The organism is Leifsonia soli, assembly GCF_013408745.1.
GTDB classification, from domain to species: domain Bacteria; phylum Actinomycetota; class Actinomycetes; order Actinomycetales; family Microbacteriaceae; genus Leifsonia; species Leifsonia soli.
Map to the genome: position 1 here is coordinate 3,396,532 of NZ_JACCBJ010000001.1, position 24,576 is coordinate 3,421,107.

Annotated in this window: 23 protein-coding genes; 14 read left to right on the plus strand and 9 right to left on the minus strand. The window is 67.3% G+C overall.

The genetic code is table 11. The features are described from left to right. Positions 1–29 precede the first annotated feature (29 nt). Together BJ963_RS16545 and BJ963_RS16550 are read right to left on the minus strand one after the other, a co-directional pair. Entirely contained in the window at positions 30–752 is a 723-nt protein-coding gene (locus BJ963_RS16545) for an SDR family oxidoreductase (protein ID WP_179457581.1), read from the minus strand. Beyond that, complete coding sequence (locus BJ963_RS16550) at positions 749–1,750, minus strand: LacI family DNA-binding transcriptional regulator (RefSeq protein ID WP_343037308.1); 1,002 nt, start codon at positions 1,748–1,750, stop codon at positions 749–751. Before BJ963_RS16550 ends, BJ963_RS16545 begins: the two co-directional genes overlap by 4 nt. A gap of 125 nt (positions 1,751–1,875) precedes the next feature. Here BJ963_RS16550 and BJ963_RS16555 point away from each other — a divergent pair, with 125 nt between their 5' ends. From BJ963_RS16555 to BJ963_RS16605, 11 genes are all read left to right on the plus strand, one after another. Further along, the gene (locus BJ963_RS16555) at positions 1,876–2,709 is read left to right on the plus strand and encodes a sugar phosphate isomerase/epimerase family protein (protein WP_179457583.1); all 834 of its coding nucleotides are present in this window, start codon (positions 1,876–1,878) and stop codon (positions 2,707–2,709) included. After that, positions 2,706–3,695 carry a Gfo/Idh/MocA family protein gene (locus tag BJ963_RS16560; RefSeq protein ID WP_179457584.1) on the plus strand — a complete coding sequence of 330 codons (990 nt, stop codon included), beginning with the start codon at positions 2,706–2,708 and terminating at the stop codon, positions 3,693–3,695. The genes BJ963_RS16555 and BJ963_RS16560 overlap by 4 nt, the downstream gene beginning before the upstream one ends. Before the next feature lie 90 nt (positions 3,696–3,785). Then, positions 3,786–5,057 (plus strand): ABC transporter substrate-binding protein, encoded by a 1,272-nt coding sequence (locus BJ963_RS16565; protein WP_179457585.1) that lies wholly within the window; start codon positions 3,786–3,788, stop codon positions 5,055–5,057. After that, a complete protein-coding gene (locus BJ963_RS16570) occupies positions 5,054–6,013 on the plus strand; it encodes a carbohydrate ABC transporter permease (RefSeq protein WP_179457586.1) in 960 nt (319 codons plus the stop codon). The genes BJ963_RS16565 and BJ963_RS16570 overlap by 4 nt, the downstream gene beginning before the upstream one ends. After that, positions 6,006–6,875: a carbohydrate ABC transporter permease gene (locus BJ963_RS16575; protein WP_179457587.1), complete on the plus strand. Its 870-nt coding sequence runs from the start codon at positions 6,006–6,008 to the stop codon at positions 6,873–6,875. Before BJ963_RS16570 ends, BJ963_RS16575 begins: the two co-directional genes overlap by 8 nt. 20 nt (positions 6,876–6,895) lie before the next feature. Continuing rightward, positions 6,896–8,446, plus strand: a complete 1,551-nt coding sequence (locus tag BJ963_RS16580; RefSeq protein ID WP_179457588.1) for an alpha-L-fucosidase — start codon at positions 6,896–6,898, stop codon at positions 8,444–8,446. Between the two features lie 73 nt (positions 8,447–8,519). Further along, positions 8,520–9,578, plus strand: a complete 1,059-nt coding sequence (locus BJ963_RS16585; protein ID WP_179457589.1) for an aldo/keto reductase — start codon at positions 8,520–8,522, stop codon at positions 9,576–9,578. Continuing rightward, positions 9,575–9,988: an RbsD/FucU domain-containing protein gene (locus BJ963_RS16590; RefSeq protein WP_179457590.1), complete on the plus strand. Its 414-nt coding sequence runs from the start codon at positions 9,575–9,577 to the stop codon at positions 9,986–9,988. Before BJ963_RS16585 ends, BJ963_RS16590 begins: the two co-directional genes overlap by 4 nt. A 32-nt stretch (positions 9,989–10,020) precedes the next feature. After that, on the plus strand, positions 10,021–13,281 hold the full coding sequence (locus BJ963_RS16595) for a glycoside hydrolase family 2 TIM barrel-domain containing protein (RefSeq protein ID WP_179457591.1): 3,261 nt from the start codon (positions 10,021–10,023) through the stop codon (positions 13,279–13,281). A gap of 50 nt (positions 13,282–13,331) precedes the next feature. After that, the gene (locus BJ963_RS16600) at positions 13,332–14,972 is read left to right on the plus strand and encodes a GH39 family glycosyl hydrolase (protein WP_179457592.1); all 1,641 of its coding nucleotides are present in this window, start codon (positions 13,332–13,334) and stop codon (positions 14,970–14,972) included. A 26-nt stretch (positions 14,973–14,998) separates the two neighbouring features. Then, positions 14,999–16,294, plus strand: a complete 1,296-nt coding sequence (locus BJ963_RS16605) for an L-fuconate dehydratase (protein WP_179458192.1) — start codon at positions 14,999–15,001, stop codon at positions 16,292–16,294. A 106-nt stretch (positions 16,295–16,400) separates the two neighbouring features. Here the strand turns inward: BJ963_RS16605 and BJ963_RS16610 are convergent, their stop codons facing one another. Beyond that, positions 16,401–17,192, minus strand: a complete 792-nt coding sequence (locus BJ963_RS16610; RefSeq protein ID WP_218857106.1) for an alpha/beta fold hydrolase — start codon at positions 17,190–17,192, stop codon at positions 16,401–16,403. Between the two features lie 100 nt (positions 17,193–17,292). Here BJ963_RS16610 and BJ963_RS16615 point away from each other — a divergent pair, with 100 nt between their 5' ends. Further along, a complete protein-coding gene (locus tag BJ963_RS16615) occupies positions 17,293–18,144 on the plus strand; it encodes a helix-turn-helix domain-containing protein (protein WP_218857107.1) in 852 nt (283 codons plus the stop codon). Positions 18,145–18,166: 22 nt separating this feature from the next. On the opposite strand, the gene BJ963_RS16620 is transcribed toward BJ963_RS16615, so the two are convergent. From BJ963_RS16620 to BJ963_RS16630, 3 genes are all read right to left on the minus strand, one after another. Then, positions 18,167–19,021: a protein kinase domain-containing protein gene (locus tag BJ963_RS16620; RefSeq protein ID WP_179457595.1), complete on the minus strand. Its 855-nt coding sequence runs from the start codon at positions 19,019–19,021 to the stop codon at positions 18,167–18,169. Positions 19,022–19,458: 437 nt separating this feature from the next. Beyond that, complete coding sequence (locus tag BJ963_RS16625; RefSeq protein WP_179457596.1) at positions 19,459–20,181, minus strand: DUF2071 domain-containing protein; 723 nt, start codon at positions 20,179–20,181, stop codon at positions 19,459–19,461. 200 nt (positions 20,182–20,381) lie between these two features. Beyond that, complete coding sequence (locus BJ963_RS16630; protein ID WP_179457597.1) at positions 20,382–20,930, minus strand: TetR/AcrR family transcriptional regulator; 549 nt, start codon at positions 20,928–20,930, stop codon at positions 20,382–20,384. A 113-nt stretch (positions 20,931–21,043) separates the two neighbouring features. Between BJ963_RS16630 and BJ963_RS16635 the strand changes: the two genes are divergently transcribed. After that, positions 21,044–21,814, plus strand: coding sequence for an SDR family NAD(P)-dependent oxidoreductase (locus tag BJ963_RS16635; protein ID WP_179457598.1), 771 nt, complete (start codon positions 21,044–21,046; stop codon positions 21,812–21,814). Positions 21,815–21,882: 68 nt separating this feature from the next. After that, complete coding sequence (locus BJ963_RS16640; RefSeq protein ID WP_179457599.1) at positions 21,883–22,734, plus strand: phosphotransferase; 852 nt, start codon at positions 21,883–21,885, stop codon at positions 22,732–22,734. Positions 22,735–22,829: 95 nt separating this feature from the next. Here the strand turns inward: BJ963_RS16640 and BJ963_RS16645 are convergent, their stop codons facing one another. From BJ963_RS16645 to BJ963_RS16655, 3 genes are read right to left on the minus strand one after another with little or no spacing between them, the layout of a single operon-like run. Beyond that, positions 22,830–23,429 carry a ribonuclease FAU-1 family protein gene (locus tag BJ963_RS16645; protein WP_179457600.1) on the minus strand — a complete coding sequence of 200 codons (600 nt, stop codon included), beginning with the start codon at positions 23,427–23,429 and terminating at the stop codon, positions 22,830–22,832. 50 nt (positions 23,430–23,479) lie between these two features. Beyond that, a complete protein-coding gene (locus BJ963_RS16650; protein WP_179457601.1) occupies positions 23,480–24,001 on the minus strand; it encodes an NUDIX domain-containing protein in 522 nt (173 codons plus the stop codon). Positions 24,002–24,057: 56 nt separating this feature from the next. Beyond that, positions 24,058–24,498, minus strand: coding sequence for an NUDIX domain-containing protein (locus BJ963_RS16655; protein ID WP_179457602.1), 441 nt, complete (start codon positions 24,496–24,498; stop codon positions 24,058–24,060). Between the last annotated feature and the right edge of the window lie 78 nt (positions 24,499–24,576).

Sequence of the window (24,576 nt, forward strand, 5' to 3'; positions counted from 1 at the left end):
CTCGGTCGGAACAGGGGAGGTGTCATCGCTCATCGCCCGGTCGGCCGCATGACGACCTCGCTGACGGTCGCCCGAGCGGGCAAGCGGATGACGGCGAGGCACATCTCGGCGACATCCTCGGGGCGCAATGCGCCCGCCAGCTCCTCGGGCGTCGGCGTCGTCGGGCGGTGGCGGACGAACCCGGTGTCGATGAGGCCGGGAGAGATCGTCGTGACCCGCACGCCGTCACCGCTCGCCTCCAGCGCAGTGGCGCGAGCGAGTGCGGCCAGGCCCGCCTTGCTGGCCTGGTAGGCGGCTCCCGACAGGTCGGGAACCAGGGCGGCGACGGACGAGATGTGGATGAGCAGTCCGCCCCCGCCGGCGCGGAAGCCGGCGAGCGCCGCCCGGGTGAGGAAGAAGGCCGCGGTGAGGTTGCTGTCCAGCACCGAGCGCCAGCCGGCCTCGTCCAGTTCGTCGAGATGCCGGGCTTTGAGGTTGATCCCGACGGCGTTCACGACCACGTCGATACCGCCCGCGTCGCGGCGCAGCGCCGCGACCGCGTCGTCGACCTGCGCTGCCGATGTCGCGTCGGCGACCGCGACGTGGGCGGTCCCACCGGCTTCGGCCACCTCCGCTCGCACCCTGTCGAGGCTGCTTCGATCGCGTCCGAGCAGCAGGACGGTCGCGCCCTCCGACGCGGCAGCCAGGGCGACGGCGCGTCCGACCCCGCCGGCGGCGCCCGCGACGAGAACGCTGACTCCGGATGCGGTCATGGGATCCTCCGTTCGGTCGAGCCCCGCACCACGAGGGTCGGCGGGAACACGAGCGAGGGCCTCGGCTCGCCGGCCTCGTCCGCCGTCAGACGGACGATGGCCTCGGCCATGTCGCGCAGCGGCTGCTGGACCGTGGTCAAAGCGGGCGAGATGAGACTGCCGACGGCGATGTCGTCGAACCCGACGACGGCGAACTCGGCGATATCACGGCCGGCATCCCGGATGGCTGCGGACGCGCTCAGCGCGAACATGTCGTTCACGGCGACCAGAGCGGTCGGCGGATCGTCGAGCGCCAGCACAGTGTTCACCGCTGTGCGGGCGAGCGGGCCGCTGTCCGCATCGCCGAGGTCGGACGAGCGGGGGACGAGTGCGTCGTCGAGCGGGATGTCGTTCTCTGACAGTGCCCGGCAGTAGCCGGCGAACCGCCGTTGCCGGCTGATCGTGCTCATCGCCCCGGAGACGAACGCGATGCGTCGGTGACCTCTCTCGATGAGATGCTGCGTGGCCATCCATGCGCCCGCTTCGTTGTCGATGCTCACGTTGAGCAGTTCCGGCGGGTCGGTCTCCTGGTGCTCGCGGTCGAACGCGATGATCTGAACTCCGGCATCCATGGCGGGGCGCAGATGATCGAGGGACGGGAGCGAGGTGGAGAGCACGATGTGCTCGATTCCGTCTGCCCAGAGCTGCTCGACGTAGGCGCGCTCGCGCTCCGGATCGCGCTCGCTGTTGCAGAGGTAGATCTGCCGCCCGTGCGCATGGAACGCCCCTTCGAGCTGGGCGGCCCACGATCCCCAGAACGGGTTGGTCACGGACGGGACGATGAGGCCCAGTGTGGGATTGGGGGCGCCGCGCAATTGCTGGGCCACGCGGCTCGGCCGATAGGAGAGCGACTCCATGGCCTCGAGCACGCGCCGGCGCGTCTCCGGCTGCATGAGGTGGTCGCGCGCGTTGAGCAGGTTCGAGACGGTGGAGGGCGATACTCCGGCAGCCCGAGCCACATCCCTGATGGTCGCGATCGCTCTCACCTCTCCTCTGGTTGATGCCCTTGAAGGTCACTGTATCGTTGCACAAGCTACTGTATCGTTGCACAACCGTTCCCGACATCGACACCGAGGAGTCCGCCATGCCACACGCTGGTCCCACGACGACGTGGAGCGTCTTCACCAAACCATGGCGTGAACCGCGGATCGGCGCGCTCGGCGAGCTGGTGGCGGAGATGGGCTTCGACGCCGTCGAACTTCCGGTACGGCCGGGATACCAGGTGACGCCGGACGACGTGACGACGGCTCTCCCGGCCGCCGTGCGCGAACTCGCGCGAGCCGGGGTCGCGGTCACCAGCATCGCTTCGGGGACGGACGAGGCGACGTTCGCGGCCTGCGCCGACGCGGGCGTCCCGTTCATCCGCATCATGGTTCCCACCGGGTCAGCCGGTTACGCCGCCACCGGCCCGGAGATCCGCCGGCGCCTCGCCGAGCTCTCCGTCCGGGCAGAGCGTCACGGAGTCCGAGTCGCGATCCAGCCGCACTACGACGACTACATCGCTGACTCCTCGGAGCTCTTCGCGCTGCTCCAGGGCGTCGATCCGCGATTCGTCGCGGCGATCTGGGATGCGGCGCACGACGCCCTCGCACGCAAACGACCTGAGCACGGCCTGGAACGACTGTGGCCATGGCTCGGGATGGTCAACCTCAAGAGCGCCTATTACGCCCGGGTCGAGGATCGTACGTCGTCACTGGGCGATCCGGTCTGGGAACCCGTCTTCACCGATGCCCGAACCGGAATGGCGGAATGGGGCCGCGCGATCCGCCACCTCGTCGAGCACGAGTTCGCCGGACCGATCTGCCTGACGGCCGAATACACCGACGAGAGCGACCTCGTCGCGAAGGTGACGCGGGATCTCGACTACGCTCGAGGCCTGCATGCCGCTGCCCGCGAGGCCGTCGGAGCGGTCCGATGAGCGCGGTCGAGCCAGGTCCCGTGCGGGTGGCCGTGATCGGCGCAGGGCAGATGGCCAACCTGGTGCACTACCCGTCGTTGACGTCCCTGCCGGACGCGGAGATCGTCGGCATCTGCGACCTCTCGTCCGAGCGCCTCCGGGAGACCGGCGAGCGATGGGGCATCGCCGCGCTGTTCACCGACTGGTCGGCGATGCTCGACGAGACACGGCCGGAAGCCGTGTACGTCATCGGGCCGCCCGAGCTCATGTTCGGCATCTGGTGCGCCTGCCTGGTGCGCGGACTCGATCTCTTCGTCGAGAAACCGCTCGGCCTCACCGTCCACCAGGCGCGCACGCTCGCCCGTCTCGCCGCCGAGAACGGCTGCATCACCCAGGTGGGCTTCCAGCGGCGTTCGTCCCCGCTGCTGGAGCGCATGGTCGGGCGGATCCACGAGCGCGGCCCCGTCATCCAGGCAGTGTGCCGGTTCTACAAGAACGACCCGACTCCCATGGTCTCGGCTCGGGACCGGATGATGGATGACGGGGTGCATGTGATCGATACCCTCCGGCACCTCTGCGGCGGTGAGGTCGTCGCCGTCACGGACGTGACGCGCCGGGTGGTCGTCGACGACATCAACGTCATCGCGGCGACGATCGAGTTCGACACGGGCGCAATCGGGATCATGATCGCGAACTGGGTGAGCGGCCGGAGGACGTTCGCAGTGGAGGTCCACGGACCGGGGATCATGGCGGAAGCCGACCTCGAGGTCGGAGGCGCCATCTGGGACGCCGATGGGCGGGAGGAGCTGGACGCTGCGGACGTGGCGGGCGCGTCGGACCTTCACGTTCGAGGAGGATTCCGCGCCAAGAGCGCCGAGTTCATCGCGTCGGTGCGTACGCGTCGTCTCCCGTCGTCGCATTTCGGAGATGCGCTGAAGACCATGACCGTCGCCGAGAACATCCTCGCCCACGATCTGCTGAGAGGAGCAGAGGAACGAAACGTTTAGCGTCACTGAATTTCGCTTGACTTCGCGTTACTGGTGCTTTTAGGCTTCACTGGGTCGTAACGTTTCGCCCTAGTACTCAAGGAGGAGTTCATGAAGTCACGGCTGGAAAACGTCAGGAGACGGGGACGCGTCGGCGTCTCGGTCATGGCCGCAGGGATGCTCGCCCTCGGTCTCGCCGCATGTTCCGGGGGCGGCGGTGCAACATCGGGCCTCGACGGCGACACGCTCAAGATGTACACGTGGATCGGCGGCAAAGCCGACAAGCAGCAGTGGAGCGACTACATCGCCGGCGGCAAGCACGCCGACCCGAAGATGGCGGTGAGCTTCTCCGGCCCGCCGATCGGCGACTACTACACCAAGCTCCCCACCGTCATGAGGAGCAGTAGCGCCCCCTGTCTGGTCACGTTCCAGAACGGCCGGGTGGGCCAGTACGTGCAGGGTCTGGAGCCGCTGGACGATCTGGCGAAGAAGAACAAGCTCGACCTGTCGGCGTACAGCTCGGCGATGCTCGAGCAGCTCAGCGTGAACGGCAAGCTCTACTCCATCCCGTTCAACGCGGGCCCCACCGTGGTCCTCTACAACAAGAAGATGTTCGCGGACGCCGGCGTGGCCGAACCCACCAACAACTGGACGACCGACGACTTCATCGCGGCCGCGAAGGCGACGACGAGGAACGGCGTGTACGGCTTCGCGATCCCCCAGGGGTCGAACCCCATCAGCACGCTGATGGCGGCCGACGGTCATCCCTGGGCGGACAAGAACGGTCCGAAGCTCGACGACCCGAACTTCCGCGACGCGCTGCAGCTGCTCGTCGACCTGTCGAACAAGTACAAGGTCGCGAAGCCGCTCGAGGCGGCCGCTGGCGGCACTTTCCCCGACATCGACGCCTTCAACACCGGGCAGTCGGCCATGGAGATGCAGGGGCTGTGGGATCTGCAGCACGCGCAGCAGAGTCTCGGCAAGGACAACGTCGGCATCGCCGTCATTCCGAGCAAGAGCGGCACGTCGAAGGGATTCATCGGCGGATCGGGCTTCGGCATCACGAAGACCTGCGGCGACAAGCAGAAGGCGTTCGACGCCATCGAGGCGATGACCAGCAAGAGCGGACTCGAGTTCGTCACCAAGTCCCAGGCCTCCGTGCCGGCGCGACTCGATGCGTTGGACGCGTGGTCCAAGAACGTCGGATCGCCGGAGTTCACCACGGTCATCAAGCAGATGACCGGTGACGCGACGCCCTCGCCCGTTCCCTCGAACCAGGCTCAGATCGACACGCTCCTGACGCAGTACGAGGTGGACGCCTTCTCTGGGAAGAGCACAGTGGCCGAAGTCCTGCAGCAGGTGAAGGCCGGCCTCGGCAAATGACGTTCGTGCGTCTGGACCGTGCGGAGGAAGAGGTCTCCGAGGGGTCCGTCGCCCAACCGGACCGCCCGAGGGGCCGGCTTCGCCGCCGGCTCCTCGGGGGCCCCCGCTGGGTGGGGTGGGCCTTCGTGCTCCCCGGGCTCATCGGGCTGGCGGTGTTCATCGTCATCCCGCAGATCGCCTCGCTGATCCTCGGCTTCTCCGACTCCACCCTGCTGGGAGGCGTCCAGTTCACCGGCACGGAGAACTACGCCCGGCTGCTGCGCGACCCGCAGTTCCTCAACAGCGTGCTGGTGACGGCGATCTTCGTGCTGGTCTATGTCCCGGCGAACATCGCGATCTCGATGGCCATGGCGCTCTGGCTGAAGACGCGCATCGCGGGCCGCAACTGGCTGCGCGTGATCTTCCTGATCCCCGCCCTGTCGCCGATGGTGGCGAATGCCGCCGTCTTCCGCCTGCTGTTCCAGAAGGACGGCGCCGTCAACCAGGCGCTCGCGGGGATCGGGCTCGGCCCGATCCCATGGCTCAGCGACGGGAACTGGGCGCTGGCCGTCGTGATCGGCGTCTCACTCTGGCAGTCGTTCGGCTACAACATGATCGTGCTCGGTGCGGGCATCGACTCGATCAGCCCAGATGTCATCGCGGCGTCGCGGATCGACGGGGCCGGCCGGTTCCGGCGCTTCTTCTCGATCACGCTGCCGCTGGTCAGCCCTGCGCTGTTCTTCACCACAGTGCTGACCGTGATCGGCGCCTGGCAGACCTTCGCCCAGGCCTACGTCATCACGGGCGGGGGCCCGGGCAACAGCACGATGACGATCATGCTGTACCTCTACCAGACCGCCTTCACGAACAACGAGCTCGGCTATGCGTCGGCCATCGCCACCGTGCTGTTCGTGATCATCGCGATCTTCACACTGTTCCAACTCTGGGGGCAGAGGAAGTGGGTCCACTATGACTGACAACCGGGTACCGGCCTCCGCTCCCCGCTGGCGTCGCCGGGGACGGACCGTCGGCTTCGCCGCCAACACCACGGCGGCGTGGCTGTTCGCGCTCGTGTTCTCCTTTCCGCTGATCTGGACGTTCTTCACCGCGCTGAAGCCGGCGAACGAGGTGTTCGCCGCGCAGATCAGCTTCATCGGCTCCAAAGTGCTCTGGTCCAACTTCGTGGATGCGTGGACGGAGGTCGACTTCGGCCGCCTGCTCATGAACAGCCTCGTCGTAGCCGTCATCTCGACGGTGCTGACTCTGATCGTGGCGACACTCACGGCGTTCGCGTTCGCGCGGCTGCGGTTCCCGGGCAGAAGCGCCATCTTCCTGCTGTTCGTCATCACGCTGACACTCCCGAGCGAGGTCGCCGTCGTGCCCCTGTTCCTGGGCTTCGATCAGGCCGGCCTGGCGGACACCTGGGTCGCCCTGATCCTCCCGGGCCTGTTCGGAGCGTTCGGGGCGTTTCTGCTCAGGCAGTTCATGCTTCAGATCCCGGCGGAGCTCGAGGAGGCCGCTCGACTCGATGGAGCGTCCACCTGGCGCATCCTCATCAGCGTCATCGTCCCGCTCGTCCGCCCGGCCCTCTCGGTGCTGTCGATCTTCGCCTTCCTGGGCAGCTGGAACAGCTTCCTGTGGCCACTGATCATCCTCAACAGTTCCGAGAAGTGGACGATCCCCATCGGGATCGCCGGTTTCACGACCCAGACCGGAACACAGTGGGAGCTGCTGATGGCGGCGTGCGTGATGACGATCGCTCCCGTCGTGGTCGTGGTCGCCATCGCCCAGAGACAACTGGTGGCCGCGATCGGCGCGGGCGCCTTCGGCGGCCGTTGAGCCCCGACGGACGGAGACACGTGAACCTCGAACCCCTCGACCCGACGACGCTGTCTGCACCGGTCGACGTGTCGGACAACCGCCAGGCGCTCGCGATGGTGGATGCCGTCATCGAAGCCGGGCCGTACGACGCCACCTGGGAGTCGCTCTCCCGCTACGGCGTTCCGCAGTGGTACCGCGACGCGAAGTTCGGCATCTTCCTGCACTGGGGAGCCTTCTCGGTGCCGGCGTTCGGCAACGAGTGGTACCCGCGCACGATGTACCGGCGCGGCACGGCCGCGTTCGACCACCACGTGGCGACATACGGACCGCACGACCGCTTCGGCTACAAAGACTTCCTTCCGCACTTCCGCATGGAGAGCTACGACCCGGAGGAGTGGGTCGCGCTGTTCAAACGTGCAGGTGCTCAGTTCGTGGTGCCGGTCGCGGAGCATCACGACGGCTACGCGATGTACGACACCGCGCGCTCGCGCTGGAAGGTGACCCAGGTCGGACCGGAGCGCGACGTGATGGGAGATCTCCTGGCGGCGGTCGACCAGGCGTGGCTGATCGCCGGCGCGTCGACCCACCGGGCGGAGCACTGGTTCTTCATGAACGGGGGAGCGGAGTTCGACTCCGACGTCCGTGATCCCGCCTACGCCGACCTCTACGGTCCCGCGCTGCGCAAGGAGATGACCCCCACCGAGCGGTTCCTGGAGGACTGGCTGCTGCGGACGGTCGAGATCATCGACTCCTACCGGCCGCAGATCCTCTACTTCGACACCGGGATCGAGGAGCCGTCGTTCGAGCCGTACATCCGCAGACTCGCCGCGTACTACTACAACCGGGCGGCCGAGTGGGGGCGCGACGTCGTCATCAACTACAAGTGGGACTCGTTCGCCCCCGGTACGGCCGTGCTCGACATCGAGCGCGGCACGATGGGCGGCATCCGACCGGACGTCTGGCAGAACGACACCTCCGTCTCCCGGACGTCGTGGAGCTGGGTGGAAGGGCACGACTACAAGGACGCTTCCGAGCTCATCCAGGAGCTCGTCGATGTGGTCGCGAAGAACGGCAACCTCCTGCTCAACATCGGACCGCGCCCCGACGGGACCATCCCAGAGGAAGAGGCCGCGCTGCTGGAGGCGGTCGGCGACTGGCTGGCCGTGCACGGCGAAGCGATCTACGGCTCCAGCCCCTGGGTGGTGTTCGGCGAGGGACCGACGGCTCCCGCAGCCGGCTCGTTCACCGACGCCGCGGCGGCCGCGTACACCGCGGAGGACATCCGCTTCACGAGGATGACCGAGGTCGGCCACGACTACGTCTACGCGATCGGGATGGTCCGGCCGGAGGACGGCCGGATGCGCATCCGCAGCTTCGGCTCGAGCAGCCGGGTCCTCGACCGCCCGATCGTCGATGTACGCGTCCTCGGCTCACGGGAGCAGCCGGAGTGGACTCGCACCGGCGAGCACCTGGACGTCGTGCTGCCCGACTCGGAACTGGCTGGCCCCGGCGGCGCCGTCGTGCGGATCGAGCTGGCGCCGGAGGCTGCCGAGACACGCATCGACTTCTTCCACGGCCTGAACATCTAGCGGCGAAGCGCCCTCATGACGGACGGTCCCTGCCGCGGGTCGGTCGTCGAGATTCGAAATGGAGAACACACACATGACCACGATTGACAGCGTGCCGACACGACGCCTCGCGGGCGGGGCAGTGATGCCCGCGATCGGAGTGGGGACTTTCGGGTCCGACCACTACCAGGCGGGACAGGTGGCGGCCGCGGTCGGCGACGCGATCCGGGCGGGGTACCGTCTGATCGACTGCGCTTCGGTGTACGGCAACGAGGCGGAGGTCGGTGCCGTCCTCCAGGAGGCGATCGCCGGAGGTGTGCCCCGTGACGAACTCTTCGTCATGTCGAAGGTGTGGAACGATGCGCACGAGCCGGACGCGGCGGTCGCCTCGGTCCGTCGATCGCTCCGCGACCTCCGCCTCGATGTGCTCGACGCGGTGTTCGTGCACTGGCCGTTCCCGAACCATCATGCGCCGTTCGCCGACGCGGCCGATCGTGACCCGGACGCCCGCCCGTACATCCACGAGGAGTACATGGCGCTCTGGCACGCGCTGGAGGGACTCGTCGACGAAGGAGTCGTGCGGCACCTCGGGACCTCGAACGTCACCATCCCGAAGCTCACCGCGATCCTCGCCGATGCGCGGATCGCACCGGCGCTGAACGAGATGGAGCTGCACCCGTGTTTCCAGCAGCCCGAGCTCTTCCGGTTCTGCCTCGACCGCGGCATCCAGCCGGTGGGGTACTCGCCCCTGGGCTCGCCTTCGCGGCCCGAACGCGACCGCGTCCTCTCGGACGTTTCGGACATGGAGCATCCCGTCGTGGTCTCGATCGCCCGCGCCCACGGGGTGCATCCGGCGTCGATCTGCCTGAAGTGGGCGGTTCAGCGCGGCCAGATCCCGATCCCCTTCTCGGTGAAGGAGTCGCAGCTGGTGGCCAACCTGCGGGCGGTGGTCGAGGATCCGCTGACTCCCGCCGAACTCGAGGAGCTGCGCTCGGCTGAACAGAACAGCCGCCTCATCAAAGGTCAGGTGTTCTTGTGGCCAGGGGCCGGCAGCTGGTTGGACCTGTGGGATGTCGACGGCACGATCCCCGGCTGGGATGGCTACGCCGCAGATCGCGCGGTGGGCCGCGCAGCGGTGGAGGTGACCGCGTGATCACCGGTCCGCTCGTCCACCCTCCGCTCCTGGAAGCCCTTGCTTCGTCCGGCCACGGCTCCGGGGTGCTGATCGCTGACGGGAACTACCCGTACTTGACCGCCACCGGTCCGGGAGTGCGCCTGATCCACCTCAATCTGCGCCCGGGCCTGCTGGACGTCACATCGGTGCTCGACGCCGTGCTGACCGTCGTCAACATCGAATCGGCCACCGTCATGCAGACGCCGGCCGGAGTCTCCGCCCCGGCGCAGGACGAGTACGCACGCCGGCTGGGCGTCGCCGTGCAGATGGAGAAAGTCGACCGGTTCGCCTTCTACGACCGGGTGCGCTCTCCGGACGTCGGGGTCGTCATCGCCACCGGGGACGAACGCCTGTACGGCAACCTGCTGCTCACCGTCGGTCTGCGCTGATCGGTCTGCGCTGACGCACCACGCCTGAACACATGACCGCATTCGAGGAGACGATGAAAGCGACGCCCGACTGGAACGACCCCGCCGTCTACGAGTGGGGGAGCGAGCCGGCGCATGCCACTCTCGTGACGTACGAGACGCTGACGGATGCCGTGCGGGCCGATCGGTCCGCGACGCCCTATCGGGTCAGTCTCGACGGGGACTGGTCGTTCCGCTGGTCCCCCGACCCCGATTCGCGACTGCTCGATTTCGCAGAGGAGGACACCGACGATTCCGCGTGGGATCGCATCGCGGTTCCCTCGAGCTGGCAGCTGCACGGGTACGACTTCCCGATCGGGGCGAACACGGTCCTGCCCTGGACCGGCCAGAACGGCAAGAACGAACAACCCGCTCCCACCGGTGACTATCCGCATGCCCCCACGCGCTACAACCCGGTGGGACAGTACCGGACGACGTTCGAGCTGCCAGAAGGCTGGGGCGGCCGACGGACGTTCATCCAGTTCGAAGGCGTCGAGTCCGCTTACTACGTCTGGATCAACGGGCAGCGCATCGGTTACCGCGAAGACAGCTACACCCGCGGCGAATTCGACCTGACCCCGCACCTGCACAGTGGGCGCAATGTGCTGGCCGTCGAGGTGTACCGGTGGTCGACAGGGTCGTACTTGGAGAACCAGGACAATGTGCGGCTCTCCGGCATCTTCCGCAGCGTGCTGCTGGTCTCTCGGCCGCCGGTGCTCATCCGGGACTTCACGGTCCGGACGCCGCTCGGCGACGACTTCTCCCAGGCGGCTGTCGAGTTGGACGTCGCGGTGCGCGATGACGCCGGAACGCGAACCGGGGAGCACTTCCAGGTGCGGGCGACCCTCTTCGACGGAACGGACGCGGGGGCCGACGAGGTCTGGTCGCGCTCCGCGCCGGTCGAACCGGCTGCTCCCGGCCGGGATCTGCCGGCGATGCTGACGGAGCCCGTCGTGTCGCCCCGGCTCTGGTCCGCCGAGCAGCCGGAGTTGTACACGCTGGTCGTCGAGCTCTGCGACTCGGATGGGGCGGTCGTGGATCGCGTATCCACCCGTGTGGGCTTCCGACGGGTCGAGATCGTCGACGGCGTGTACCGGATCAACGGGCGGCCGATCTCGCTTCGAGGGGTCAACCGGCACGAGTGGAATCCGCGAACCGGTCGCACGCTCAGTTCGGCCGACATGATCGCTGACATCCGCTTGATGAAGCAGAGCAACATCAACGCCGTGCGCACCTCCCACTATCCGAACGACCCGCGGTGGTACGAATTCGCCGACGAGTACGGACTGTACGTGTTCGACGAGGCGAACAACGAGACGCACATCAACCGGGTCGACGCGGATGGACGACCGAACATCCCCGGCGATCGCCCGGAGCTCCGGGCGCCGCTGCTGTGGCGGATGCGGAACCTGGTCGATCGGGACAAGAACCACGCGTGCGTGATCGCCTGGTCGATCGGCAACGAGTCGGGAGTCGGCTCGAACCTGAAGGCCATGTACGACTGGGCCAAGGGGTACGACCCCACCCGACCGGTGAGCTATCAGGACTCGACCGGCTCCGGGTCGCCGATCGTCCCGTCGGACATCTCCGATTTCGACGGCGACTTCTACCCGCCGGTGCCCGAGCTCATCGACAGGGCGGGCCGCGATCCGCGGCCTTACCTGCTCGTCGAGTACGCCTTCAGCCAGGGGAACACCTCCGGCTACCTGGATGAGACGTGGGCTGCGATCCGTGAGAATCCGGGTCGGGTGGTGGGCGGCTTCCTGTGGGACTGGGCTGACAAGGGGCTGTGGTGGGAGGTCCCAGGACGGCCGGGCGAGGAATTCCTCGCCTACGGCGGCGATTGGGGCGACGACCCCAATGACGAGGGCGCACACATGAGTGGCCTCCTGCTTTCCGACCGGACACCGACACCGAAGCTGGAGGAGGCCAAGCTGGCCTACCAGCCGGTGAGCATCGCGCTTGTGGACCCGGACACCTGGACCGTTCGGATCGCGAACGAGTATCTGTTCACGAGCTTGGACGGGCACGCACTGCTCTGGGCGGTCACGGAGGGCGGGGATACGGTCGCGAGCGGAAGGATCGCAGGCCGTCAGCTCTCGATCGGACCGTTGAGCAGCGCGGACATCGCACTGCCGGCCTCGTTGCCGGAGCGACTGCGGGCCGGTTCCGAATACCGGCTGGAACTCTCGATCGTCCTCGACGCTCCCACGGCCTGGGCTGAGACGGGCCACGTCGTGGCCAGGGCGCAACTGGCCCTTCCCGTCGTCGCTCCCGCCCGCGCGCCCATTCCGTCGGTGGAGCCGGCCTCGCCGGAGGTCCGAGAGACCTCGGGGATGATCGAGGTCGCCGGCGACGACTACGCGGTCAGGATCGACCGCGCCACCGGCCGGCTGACGTCGTTGCGCTATGACGGCCGCGAACTCCTGGCGAGCGACCTGATGCCGAACTTCTGGCGTGCCCCGAACGATCCGGAGCTGTCGATCCCGGAGTTCAGGGCCACCCTGCCGGAACCTTCGGTGCCGTGGCGCGGCGTCGGCGAGGACTGGGCGATCAGCGAGATCGAATGGTCGTCCATCCCGGGCGGTGTCCGGGTGACGGTGCGGGGAAGTGTCACCACTGCAGTGCCGTTCCGTCCCGGCAACCGCATCACGACGTCCCCTCAGTCGATCGTCTACACGATCCACGCCAACGGGCAGGTGGATGTGCTGTCGACATTCGAGCCGGTGCCCGACACCCCCAACCCGCAGGTCGTGGGGACGACGTTCGGGCTCCGGCCCGAGTTCGCGACCATCGAGTGGTATGGCCGTGGTCCCGGGGAGTCGACGGCTGACCGGCGGGCTTCGGCATTCTTCGGTCGCTATTCGGGATCGGTCGCGGATCAGGTCACCCGGTACAGCCGGCCGCAGGACAGCGGGAACAAGGCCGACACCCGCTGGGCGGCTCTGACCGACGACGCGGGTAGGGGAGTGTTGCTGGTCGCTGAGGGAACCATGTACCTCAACGCCCAACCGAACAGCCCGGATGAATTGGCCGGACACCGTCACTGGCACGAGGTACCGGAGTCGTGGCGGACCGTCGTTCGCGTGGATGCCGCTCAGGAGGGTCTCCTCGGCGGCAACTGGGACCTGCTGACACGGCCCGAGAAGTACAGCAACACGCCGGCGAAAGGGCCCTACGCCATCCTGTACCGCATGCTTCCGCTCCGCGGAGGGCAGGACCCGGCAGCGGTGGCGACACAGTATGTGGAAACCGAACGCGATCAGGGCGAGTGACGCAAGCGTCCTTTCACCGCCCCACACACCATCATCTGGAGATCATCCCCATGGCATCCACCTCGCTTCCCGCCACCACCATCGACGACCGTGCAACAGAATCGACCGTCCTCCCGCATGTCTGGAGTCTCTGCGCAGGCGCGGGCCGCGCCAATGAAGCCCTTCGAGCCGACTGGCAGGAGCAGTTCCGCGAGGCGGTGCAACGCCTCGGTTTCCGTTACCTGCGCTTCCACGGCATCTTCCACGACGACATGTTCGTGTACCGCGGCTCGTACGGCGGCGGCTTCGGGCCGGATGTGCCCCTGGAGACCCCGGTGCACACCTATTCCTATGTCGACAAGGTGTTCGACTTCCTGGTCGACCTGGGGGTACGGCCGTTCGTCGAGCTCGGATTCATGCCGCGGGAACTGGCCACGCAGACCGAGACCGTGTTCTGGTGGGGTGCGCACTGCAGCCCGCCCAAGGACATGGATCGCTGGGTGGAGTTGGTGGTGCGCACGGTGGAGCACTGGATCGAGCGCTACGGGCTAGCCGAGGTGCGGGAGTGGCGATTCGAGGTCTGGAACGAGCCCAACCTGGTTCCGCATTTCTGGACCGGAACGAAGACCGAGTACTTCGAGCTGTACGCCCGGACGGTGCTGGCCATCAAGGCCATCGACCCCGAGCTCAAGGTCGGCGGCCCGTCGACGAGCGTCTTCGTGCCGGACGAGCGCTATGCGGGAGAGACCGAGGACCGCTCGGCCGAGCACGCCACCGCCGCTGCAACCGACCCGGATGCGCTCGACTGGCGACCGGTGTGGATCGAGGACTTCCTCCTCTGGTGCGCCGAGCGGGAGCTGCCGGTCGATTTCATCTCGACACACCTCTACCCCACGGACTTCGCCTTCGGAGCCAACGGCGAAGCCGTCAGTCTCACCCGTTACGCCGATGCGACGCCGGACGACTTGGCGGTGCTGCGGCGACTGATCCGCGCGAGCGCCTATCCCGATGCGGAGGTGCACATCACCGAGTGGTCGAGCTCGCCGTCGAGCCGGGACCACATCCACGACACGGTGTTCGCCGCGACCTACGTCACGCGGGCCTACCTTCGCTCCGCGGATCTGGCCGACTCGATCTCGTACTGGACCTTCACCGACATCTTCGAGGAGGGCGGCGCCGGGCTCGGGCCGTTCCACGGCGGATTCGGCCTGGTGAACGAGCAAGGCATCCACAAGCCGACCTTCCACGCCTTCGCGATGCTGAACCGGCTGGGCGACCGGCTGATCGCCTCCACCGAGCGCGGCGTCATCTCGCAGCACAGCGCGACGGGTCGGATCGCCGCGCTCTTCTACAACTACCCGGATGACATGAACGGCCGCTCGGTCGGCTCCCGCACCTCCTACGAAGCGACGCGCGATCTGGCCGGCATGGGACCGGAGCAGCACGTGCGACACACCATCGGCGGCCTGGAGCCTGGCGCGGCCTACGCGGTCGAGATCCTCGCACCCGGGCGCGGCGACGCCGCAGAGGCGTGGAGCGCCATCGGCGGGCCTCTCAACCTCTCGCGCGCCGAGGCCGCCTACCTGCGCGAGAAGGGCGACGCCCTCCACCGCCAGACCATCGTCGCCTCTGCGAACGGCACCCTCGAGATCGACCTCGCTCTGGCCCCCTGGGCCGTGGCGTCGGTATTCGCACTCTCGGCGGCGCGATGAGCGGCACATCCGATCGGCACCCGGCGATGACCACGATCACCGGCGTCCGCGTCTTCGACGTGCGCTTCCCGACCTCGCTCAGTCTCGACGGCTCTGACGCGATGAACAAGGATGGCGACTATTCCGCCGCCTATGTCGTGCTCGACACGGATGATCCCGAGCTCAGCGGGTTCGGGTTCACTTTCACGATCGGCCGCGGCAACGACCTGTGCGTCGAGGCTGCCCGCCAGCGGGCGCTTCCGCTGATCGGCCGGTCTGTGGACGAGATCGTCGCCGACCTCGGCGGGACGTACCGTCTCCTCGCGTCCGACACCCAGCTGCGCTGGCTCGGCCCGGAGAAGGGCGTCGTGCACCTGGCGATGGCCGCCGTCATGAACGCGGTCTGGGACCTCGCCGCCCGGCGCGCAGGCAAGCCGCTCTGGCGCCTCCTGGCGGAGATGACACCAGAGGAGCTCGTCGATGCCGCCGACCTCCGGTACCTGTCGGACGCGCTGACCCGCGACGAGGCGGTCGACATCCTCTCCGAGATGGAACCCACCCGCGCTCGGCGCATCTCGGACCTCGAAGCACGTGGCGGCTATCCCTGCTACACGACGAGCGCCGGCTGGCTCGGCTACAGCGACGACAAGCTGCGACGTCTGCTCAGGGAGGCTGTCGACGAGGGCTACCGCCACGTGAAGCTCAAGGTCGGTGCGAACCTGGACGACGACATCCGGCGGCTCCGGATCACCCGCGACGTCATCGGCTGGGATGCCAAGCTGATGATCGATGCCAATCAGGTGTGGGATGTCCCGGAGGCCATCGAATGGGTGCAGCGGCTCGCCGAGTTCGAGCCGCTGTGGATCGAGGAGCCGACGAGCCCGGACGATGTCCTCGGACACGCCGCCGTGCGCAGGGCTGTCGCGCCCATCGGTGTCGCCACGGGCGAACACGGCATGAACAGGGTGCTGTTCAAGCAGATGTTCCAGGCTGGAGCCATCGATTACTGCCAACTGGATGCCGCTCGGCTGGCGAGCGTCAATGAGATCCTCGCCGTCTATCTGATGGCCAAGAAGTTCGCCGTGCCGGTCTGCCCGCACGCGGGCGGCGTCGGGCTGTGCGAACTGGTCCAGCACCTCTCCATCTTCGATTACGTCGCGGTCTCGGGAACCCTGGAGAACCGGGTGACCGAGTTCGTCGATCACCTGCACGAGCACTTCGCCGACCCGTGCATCGTCGTCGACGGCAACTACACGATCCCGTCGAAGCCCGGGTACAGCGCCGAAATGTTCGAGGAATCCGTCGCCCGATACTCGTACCCCGGGGGCAGCTACTGGCGCTGAGCCGATCCTCTCGCGCGAGGAATGACCCGCCATCCCGGTGACATCGAGCGGGATGGCCCGCTTCGTCGGGAATCACCACGAAGACGCATGCCTGGCGTGCCCGAACTCAGTGGGTGGCGAGGAAGCCGGCGATGGCGTCGGCGAGCGCTTCCGGCGCTTCGAGCGGGATGAGGTGGCCGGTTCCGGGGACGATGGTGAACGCCGCTTCGGCGAGATAGGGCACGAGGTTGCCGCGCAGGACGTCGACGGGTTCGACCCGATCGTGCTCGCCAGCGATCACGAGGGCAGGCACGGCGATCCGGCGGGTTCGGTCGCTGATGTCCTCGGCGATACCGTGCAGGGGCCACTCGGTGCGTGCGTTGTCGCCTCCGCTCGCCAGGGAGTCAGCGACGACCTGCTCGGCCCATCCTTCCGGAAGCGTCGTCGCCGTCAGCACGTGGTCGCGCGCCCCGGCGACGGACTCCGCCGAGTCGTAGGCGTGGGACAGTCCCTCTCGGTACTCGGGTGTGATCATCGCTGCGGGCTTCGCCGGTCCGGAGCCGACGAGGATGATGCCGCGCAGGCCGTCCGGCCGGGTCGCGGCGACGAGCTGAGCGACCTTGCCTCCCATGGAGTGCCCCACCAGCACGTAGTCGTCGAGGCCCGCATCGGCGATCGTCGCGAGCACGTCGTCGGCGAGCTGCTGCAGCGTGTAGGGGCCGGGAAGGCTGCGGGAGCGGCCCCAGCCTCGCTGATCGATCGCGATGGAGTCGCGTCCGTCGAGCCGGTCCCGGACGAGATCCCAGGTGCGGGCGGCGCCGCCCCAGTAGTGCAGGAACACGAGGGTGGGACCGGTGCCGGTGCCGGTGCCGGTGCGGCGGTCGAAGGTGGGCAGATCGGTGTGGTGTGTTTGAGTCACGATTCTCCTCGATTGCTTTCGTTGGACGTCTTCCATGCAAGCGCCGAACTGATGGGGAGTCATCGGATGGACCTGACCTCGTATGGTGCAAACTGGACTCGTGTCGTCGATCACGCAGATGCGCTACCGCGCGCCCGACCCGCACGGGCGGCTGGTCGAGACGTTCACCTTCGCCCGGCTGCGGTCGATGAACGACGGAGGCACGCAACGAGCCGACTTCCACGTTCTCGCGTTCATCGACGCAGGGATGGGCTCGCTCACCGTCGACTTCGCCGAGCACGCCCTCTTCGCGGGTGCCGTCGTGTGGATCGCGCCTGGCGCGGTGCACCGGTGGGACGACGTCGCACAGCTCGCCGGTCGGCTGGTCCTGTTCGTTCCGACGGCGCCCGTCACCGACGCGACCCGCGCGCTCGTCGCGAACCCGCGCCTCCAGCCCGTGTCGAAGGTCCGGGATGACGAACGTCGGTTCGTGGACGCTGCGCTCGACCACCTGGTGCTGGAGACGGGCGATCCGGCGGGCGCTTCGGCGGAACTGCCGGCGATCCTGCTGTCAGCGCTCCTCGCCCGGCTCCGACCGCACGAGGCGGCCCCTGAGGGGGAGAACCGATTGTTCCTGGCTTTCCGGGAGTGCGTCGAGACGGACTTCCGCGAGCACCACGACGCCGAGCACTATGCGCGTGTCCTGGGGTACGCCCCGCGCACCCTGTCGCGGGCGGTGAAGCGGGCGACAGGGGCGACCGCGAAGGCCTATCTGGCGGAGCGGATCACGCTCGAAGCCAAGCGGTTGCTCGCTCACGACGGGCTGACATCGGCCGCGTGCGCTGCAGCCCTGGGGTTCACGGACGCGTCCAACTTCTCCGTGTTCTTCCGGCAGGCGACGGGGGAGAGACCCGGTGCGTGGCAGAGGGCGGCGGTCGGGACGGTCCCCGAGCCGCCGGGTCGACCGGGTTGATCTGCCGATCCGGCAGCATCGCTCACGCGGAATCGCGTTCCCGGTACGCGCGAAGGGCGCCCCGCGCAGCTGTGGCGACGTCCGCCGCGGTCGGCCTCCGCGACGAATCGGCGTGCGTCATCGCCAGGATGAGCTCGCGCCAGCGGTCGGGGATGTCGTCGGGCGTCTCCGGGTCCCGCTCCAGCCGCGCGAGGGCCGATTGCACGGGCGTTCCCGGGAACGCGACGGTCCTCGTGAAGCACTCCAGCAGGACGAGGCCGAGGGAGTAGATGTCCGACGCCGACGTCAGCGTCTCGCTGCGCACCTGCTCGGGGCTCAGGTAGGCGGCCGTGCCGAACGTCTCCTCCTCGATCTCTTGAGGGCGCGTCGCGTGGATGGCGATGCCGAAGTCCGTCAGCCTCGCGCGCGGACGCGAGAAACGCGTGCCGTAGTCGACGACCATGATGTTCGACGGAGTCACATCGCGATGGATGACGCCACGGGCGTGAACGTATTCGAGTGTCTCGGCGACCTCGAACGCGACCTCGCCGATCTGCCTGGTCGTCAGCGGACCGGCATTCAGCACCGCGCGGAGGGTGTCTCCGTCGACCAGTTCGATGACCAGGAACGGGCGCGGGTCTGCGGGTGAGGAGTCGTCGACACCCGCGTCGAGGATGGACACGACACCGTGGTGGCGCAGGCCGGCGAGCACGCCCACCTCGGTCCGGAATCGCGCGACGTCGTCGTCGCTTCCCGACGAGAACAGCTTGATCGCGACATCGCGTCGCAGGTTCTCATCCCGGGCGCGGAAGACCATCGAGGAGCCGCCGCGCGCGAGCAGCCGCTCCGGCCGATACCTTCCGAGAAGAAGGGGGACCGGGGTCTCGGGTGTGTTCACCTCGATATCTTCCGGCATCCCGGCCGTCTCCGCCGCCCGGTAGACGGCGACGCGGGCCCGGGGTATGTGCGGGACCGCCAGGAGCGGGGTGTCGCTTCTGCGCCCTCGTGTGAACGGTTCGAGGCAGCCGGCGCTGTCGCGGTTGCTCCTTCCGCGCGTTGTTGGATGAGCGGTACACGATGAAGGTGCGGCACCGAACACCTCGGCGATTCCTCGATGTCCCGCGCCTCGGATAGGGGCGGAGCGAGCTGGATATCGCAGCGATCATCGCGGATAAAATCACAGACTGATCATCCAAGGCACGAAGACCGATCCGCTTGCGGAGGCGTTCGCACGGGAGGTAGCGGGTTCAAGCCCCGCTAGTCACCGGTCCGCTGATGGATCCGATCGGAGTGGTTACCCGCTCGTCCTCGGTGACTGGCTGGCAGCCCAACATCTCACTTCGTGGTGCGCATCGTGGCGTGCTGGTCAGGGTCGACCTCGACGGGGCTGCTCCAGACAACGGGCACCCCGCGCATGATGAGTACGTGGTCGAGCTCAGCGGCTTCCACTGGAAGTACGTCGAAGAAGCTGGACTCGACTCGTGTCGCCACACCCGGTTCGACCCGCCACGCATCGGTGTCGAGCCGCAACGCTTCAAGTCTCCCATCGCGGGTTGGGGACCAACCGACCGCGTCCTTGCGGAAGAACTCGGACGCAGCCGTCAGATCGGTGAACATCCCGCTTTGGAAGCGCTCAGGCGGAACTACGTCTACATCCACATCGACATAGATATCGGCCGCCTCGACCTTCACGTTCAGATGAGTGGAGGACTCCACAGACGTGACAACGGCATGTTCATGGACGCCAGGGAAGACCCGTCCACCTGCGAGCTGCGCGAGCCGGGATGCGCTATGTCGACGAGGGATATATACCCCGGTTCGGACACCACCGGGACCATCCCACTCCACGGCAATTCGGTGAGCCGCGCTCTCGCTGCGGTGGCCGATCTTTGGGGAAAACCATTGCGGCCTGAAGCCTCCCAGCCGGATCAGGCAAACACCGGCGAGGGCATTCCCCCTGACCAACTGCGGGCGGAGGCCACGCGGCAGCATCTCCTGCGCGACCCGCGGGTCGATTCGGTAATTGACGAGAAGTCGGCGCTCGATCGTAGCCGCCATCCGCGGAATAGAGGGCACATTCGGGAGTCTATGCCAGCGCTGTCGTCGCGCTTGGGTAACCCGTCGTCTAACTCCGCTCCAGCCCGACCCGGTCCGAATTCTTGTCGCCCGAGTGAACCGAGCGAGTCCACCGCCCAACGTCTCGGTGCAGGATCGGCTTGCGGCACCCGCCTTTGTCGCGGCTGCGTCCATTCGAACAGTCAAGACCTGTCCGCTGGGATCTGGATGCCGGCGAGCACGACCTCGAGCAGTCGTTCGCCGCGCTGCTGGCGGTCGGGTGTCGGCTCGAGGCGCCAAAGGAAACCGACGAGCACGAAGAGGTCCTCTGCGGTGATGTCCGTCCGGACCGCTCCCGCGTCCTGCGCGGCGGTCAGCAGGAGTCGGAGCGCGCTGAGGTCGGCCACCTGTGCGCTGGGGCCGAGCGATTGGTGCAGGAGCGCGCTCATAGCCTCACTCAGGCCGTTCTTCAATCGCCCGTAGTCGGCCAGGCGCTGCAGCCAGATCCGGAGCGCCTCGAACGGCGGATGTGAGCCCAGGAGGTCCTCGCCGGCTGTAGCCAACTCGTCCATGTCGACCCGGTGCACCTCGAGCACCAGGTCCTGCCAGGTCGGGAAGTGCCGGTAAATGGTGCCCTGCCCCACCCCGGCTCGACGGGCGACTGCGGCCATTCCGCCGCCCTCGTCCGCATCCAGTACCGCGCGGGCGGCGTCCACGATGCGTGTGCGATTCGCTGCGGCGTCCGCGCGCATGCGCCCCCTCCTCGACAAACGGACACGTGTCCGCTCCGCTAGCGAGCGGACACTCGTCCGCTTAGCATATCCACCCCTTCGGATCGGCGCGCACACCGGAATGGAGACAGAACATGTTCGATTACGCACGGCCGCTCGACGGCAAGACCGCGGTCATCACCGGCGGCGGGCGAGGTGTCGGGCTCGGCATCGCGAAAGAACTAGTGGCCCAGGGTGCTCGTGTCGCCGTCACCGGGATCGACATCGCCGAGCTCGCCGCGGCCGAGGCTGAGCTCGGCCCGTCGAGCGTCGGCATCGCAGCGGACGTCCGCGACGAAGACGACATGGTGGGGATGTACTCGAAGGTCGTCGAGCGCTTCGGCCAGATCGACATCGTGGTTGCGAACGCAGTGGTCGGCGATAGCAACACACTCGGACAGATCACCGAGGCGCAGTTCGCGAACATTTTCGACACTGACGTGAAAGGGGTGCTGTTCACCGTCCAGCCCGCCATCCCACTCCTGCCGGAAGGCGGCAGCATCGTGATCATCAGCTCGACGGCATCCGTCAAGGGCGGCGTCGGGATGAGCCTCTACGGCGGCGCCAAAGCGGCGCTGCGGAGCATGGCGCGCACGTGGACTCTCGAACTGCGCGGCACCGGTGTGCGGGTGAATGTTCTCACTCTCGGCGCCGTCGACACCCCGTCGCTGCGGTCAGCGCTCGCGGACGCCGTCGGCGAAGATGACGTGCCGGCCACCGTGGCGAGCATGGGCGAGGGATCGCCGCTCGGGCGCCTCCTGCAGCCGCGCGAGGTCGGAATGGCCGTCGCGTTTCTCGCGTCGGAAGCCTCGACAGGATTCCTGGGCAGCGAGCTGTTTCTCGACGGAGGCCTCGCGCAGGTCTGACCGGCCCACCTCTTGGCATGACCGCCCGCCGAACGATCCAGCTGCGGGCGGCCGAGTAGGGTCAGATGGTGGTGGAGACCCGATTCGTCCGCCCCGATGCGGGGCTGGTCGACCAGATCGTCATCGAGGTTCTCCGTACGGCGGGCGCACCTGTCGACCCGACTTCGTGGACACGAATCGAGCACGGATCAGCGAATCTCGTCGTCCTCGCGGGCGAAGTCGCGGTGCGCGTGAGTCGATCAGTCGAGTCGGTCCCGGACTTCATGCGCGTTCAAGCCCTGGTCGATCGGCTTCCCGAGCTTCCGTTCTCGGTACCGCGTTCCCTCACCGACCCAGTAAGAGTGGGCGATATTGTCGCGGTCGGGCAGACTCGGCTCCGCGGCGCTCCCCACCCGAGCGGAGACGGCGACCCACGCCAGCTCCGGGTGCTGCTCGAAGCGATCCACAACATCCCCCTCGACACCGTGCGGGCCGACCTCGCACCGGCGCGGGCCTTCATGGGAGGCGCGAGCTGGTTCGACATCATGACCGAGCAGGCGATCCCGCTGCTGGCCGCGCAGGTACAGGATCGGGCACGGCAGCAAGCAGACCGGCTCGCTGCCCTCGAACCCGCCTCTCCCGTGCTCGTCCACGGCGACCTCGCCGGAGGGAACGTGCTGTGGGAGAACGGCCACGTTTCAGCGGTGCTCGACTGGGACCTCGCCAGCGCTGACGACCCTGCCGAAGATGTCGCCGCGCTCGGCACCTGGCACGGCTGGGACTCCGTCACCCGTGCCACCGATGCACACATCATCAGGCGCGCACGAGCCTTCGCAGCTACCTACCCGCTCCAACTCATCTGCTTCGCACTCATCAACTCGCGCCCGGCTAACGAACTCGCCCGCGCCATCGACAACGCCAACAGGCGTCTCCTGACCTAGTCGACCTCCACCCGCCCCAATCGCCCGGATCAGGTTGGGCGCGCTGAACGATCCCTCAGCGTGCAATTGAACCGCCATCGCGTGGCCATGGGCGGTTAAGCAGTCAGTCGGTTCAAAGGACGCCAATCGCGCCAACTGCGATCCCATGGCACCTCGCCGCGTTCCAGCACACTCTCGACAGCAATGCACGAATCGAGGATGCGCTGCGCGTCGTGTTGCTCGTAGACGCCCATCTGGAGAGCTAGCTCCAACTCGTCGTGGTCCTTGCGCTCCCACGAGCGGAAGTCTGGCGAGACGAGTAGGTCGAGAGTCTCATCCATGGTGTCGAATCCATGCTCGGTACGGATCAAGGGCTGCTGAAAGTTGACGTACCACGACATCACACCGAGGTCGGCTGAGACGGGTGCGAACACCTCGAATGGTTGCCCGGTGGGAGCGATTCGAAGCATTCCCGGCGCGTGGAACTCTTTCGGGCCGAGTTCCCATTCACCCGACAACCACATCGAGAACGTGCCACGTCCGTGCTGCGTGCCGACGGGGTAATCGATGACTGTCCCGGGTTCGAGGTATGAAACGAACTGGTCCGCCGTGTCTTCGACAACGACGACCGGGCGAGACGTCCAGACGCGTCCTCGCAGGACCTCGCGAATCGCGATCCGTTCTCCTGGCCGGAATCTCCGGGAGGGGGGCAACATCTCTTTACCTTAAGACATTCGGACTGCGCGCCCGTCCGATGGCGGATCGGTCAGAGAGCGCCAAGAATCGTCGTTTTCGTCTTGGGCCAGAGTGCGGCGAGCCGCGTGTTCCAGGGCGACGCCATGACCTGTGCGTCGAGTCGTCGCTCCACTTCCGTGATGGTCACCCACGCGGCCGCCATGACTTCGGTTGCTTGGAGATGCAGTTGGTGGGACGACGGTGCTTCCGCGACGTAGAGGTCGAGCAGCGCCGAAGCCTCCACGAATCGGGCGACGAGGATCAAGGCATCCGGTATAACGGCGATGCCGGTCTCTTCACGCAACTCCCTACTCGCGGCGGTGCGGCTCGTCTCGCCGGCCAGCACACTGCCCCCCGGGAACTCCCACCCGTACCCGAACTCCTTGCCAGGGGCGCGCTGGGTTAGCAGAACCGATCCGTCGAGCCGGACCACGCAGGTCGCGACGATGAGATGGAATGCTCCGTCCGGCCACTCCGGCGCACCCCGCATGAACCTCTCACCCGTCGATACCCCATCGGCGTCAACGACATCCCACCACTCGTCACCGTTCACATCGCGATCCTCCCGCACCACGAGCACCTATGACCGCGTGCACGCTGATGGATCGGTTACCGGGCGGCCGAGGCCGCCATACCGATTTTGGCGCCAAGACCTGCGGCAAGAACATGCGCGTCTCGCAGGGGCATCCACCAACACGTCCAGCTGAGTTCGCCTCCTCCGTCGGATCGGAAGCGTTCGCCTGCCCGCCATCGTTCAGTAACGTCTGCGTGCTGAATCGACATGAGCACGAAGTGACGTACGGCGATCTCGTCTCGGGTAGGTCTCACGTCGTATCGCGCCTCGCCGAGCGACTGCACCACCCGGCCTATGCGTCCCGTCTCTTCGAATAGCTCACGCTCTGCTGCGCGCTCCGGGGTCTCGCCGGGCTCAATGGTGCCGGCAGGAACCTGCACACCCGTCTTGGCGAGCGGGATGGTGTCGTGCGTGAAGACGAGAAGGTGCCCGTCATGGATGACGTAGCAGACAACCTTCTGGACGTGAAGCGGCATGCACCCACGGTACGACTCCACGAACCGATCAAGCTTGGGCATGCGTGGCAGCAAGAACGCCAGCCTTCCTGACACACG

What these genes read in the sequence shown, in the direction of transcription:
- BJ963_RS16635 (WP_179457598.1), top strand. Translation starts at nt 21,044, where the DNA reads ATGTTCGATTACGCACGGCCGCTCGACGGCAAGACCGCGGTCATCACC.
- BJ963_RS16655 (WP_179457602.1), bottom strand. Translation starts at nt 24,498, where the DNA reads ATGCCGCTTCACGTCCAGAAGGTTGTCTGCTACGTCATCCATGACGGG.
- BJ963_RS16585 (WP_179457589.1), top strand. Translation starts at nt 8,520, where the DNA reads ATGACCACGATTGACAGCGTGCCGACACGACGCCTCGCGGGCGGGGCA.
- BJ963_RS16545 (WP_179457581.1), bottom strand. Translation starts at nt 752, where the DNA reads ATGACCGCATCCGGAGTCAGCGTTCTCGTCGCGGGCGCCGCCGGCGGG.
- BJ963_RS16570 (WP_179457586.1), top strand. Translation starts at nt 5,054, where the DNA reads ATGACGTTCGTGCGTCTGGACCGTGCGGAGGAAGAGGTCTCCGAGGGG.
- BJ963_RS16595 (WP_179457591.1), top strand. Translation starts at nt 10,021, where the DNA reads ATGACCGCATTCGAGGAGACGATGAAAGCGACGCCCGACTGGAACGAC.
- BJ963_RS16605 (WP_179458192.1), top strand. Translation starts at nt 14,999, where the DNA reads ATGACCACGATCACCGGCGTCCGCGTCTTCGACGTGCGCTTCCCGACC.
- BJ963_RS16645 (WP_179457600.1), bottom strand. Translation starts at nt 23,429, where the DNA reads ATGTTGCCCCCCTCCCGGAGATTCCGGCCAGGAGAACGGATCGCGATT.
- BJ963_RS16600 (WP_179457592.1), top strand. Translation starts at nt 13,332, where the DNA reads ATGGCATCCACCTCGCTTCCCGCCACCACCATCGACGACCGTGCAACA.
- BJ963_RS16560 (WP_179457584.1), top strand. Translation starts at nt 2,706, where the DNA reads ATGAGCGCGGTCGAGCCAGGTCCCGTGCGGGTGGCCGTGATCGGCGCA.
- BJ963_RS16575 (WP_179457587.1), top strand. Translation starts at nt 6,006, where the DNA reads ATGACTGACAACCGGGTACCGGCCTCCGCTCCCCGCTGGCGTCGCCGG.
- BJ963_RS16565 (WP_179457585.1), top strand. Translation starts at nt 3,786, where the DNA reads ATGAAGTCACGGCTGGAAAACGTCAGGAGACGGGGACGCGTCGGCGTC.
- BJ963_RS16625 (WP_179457596.1), bottom strand. Translation starts at nt 20,181, where the DNA reads ATGGCGGCTACGATCGAGCGCCGACTTCTCGTCAATTACCGAATCGAC.
- BJ963_RS16630 (WP_179457597.1), bottom strand. Translation starts at nt 20,930, where the DNA reads ATGCGCGCGGACGCCGCAGCGAATCGCACACGCATCGTGGACGCCGCC.
- BJ963_RS16555 (WP_179457583.1), top strand. Translation starts at nt 1,876, where the DNA reads ATGCCACACGCTGGTCCCACGACGACGTGGAGCGTCTTCACCAAACCA.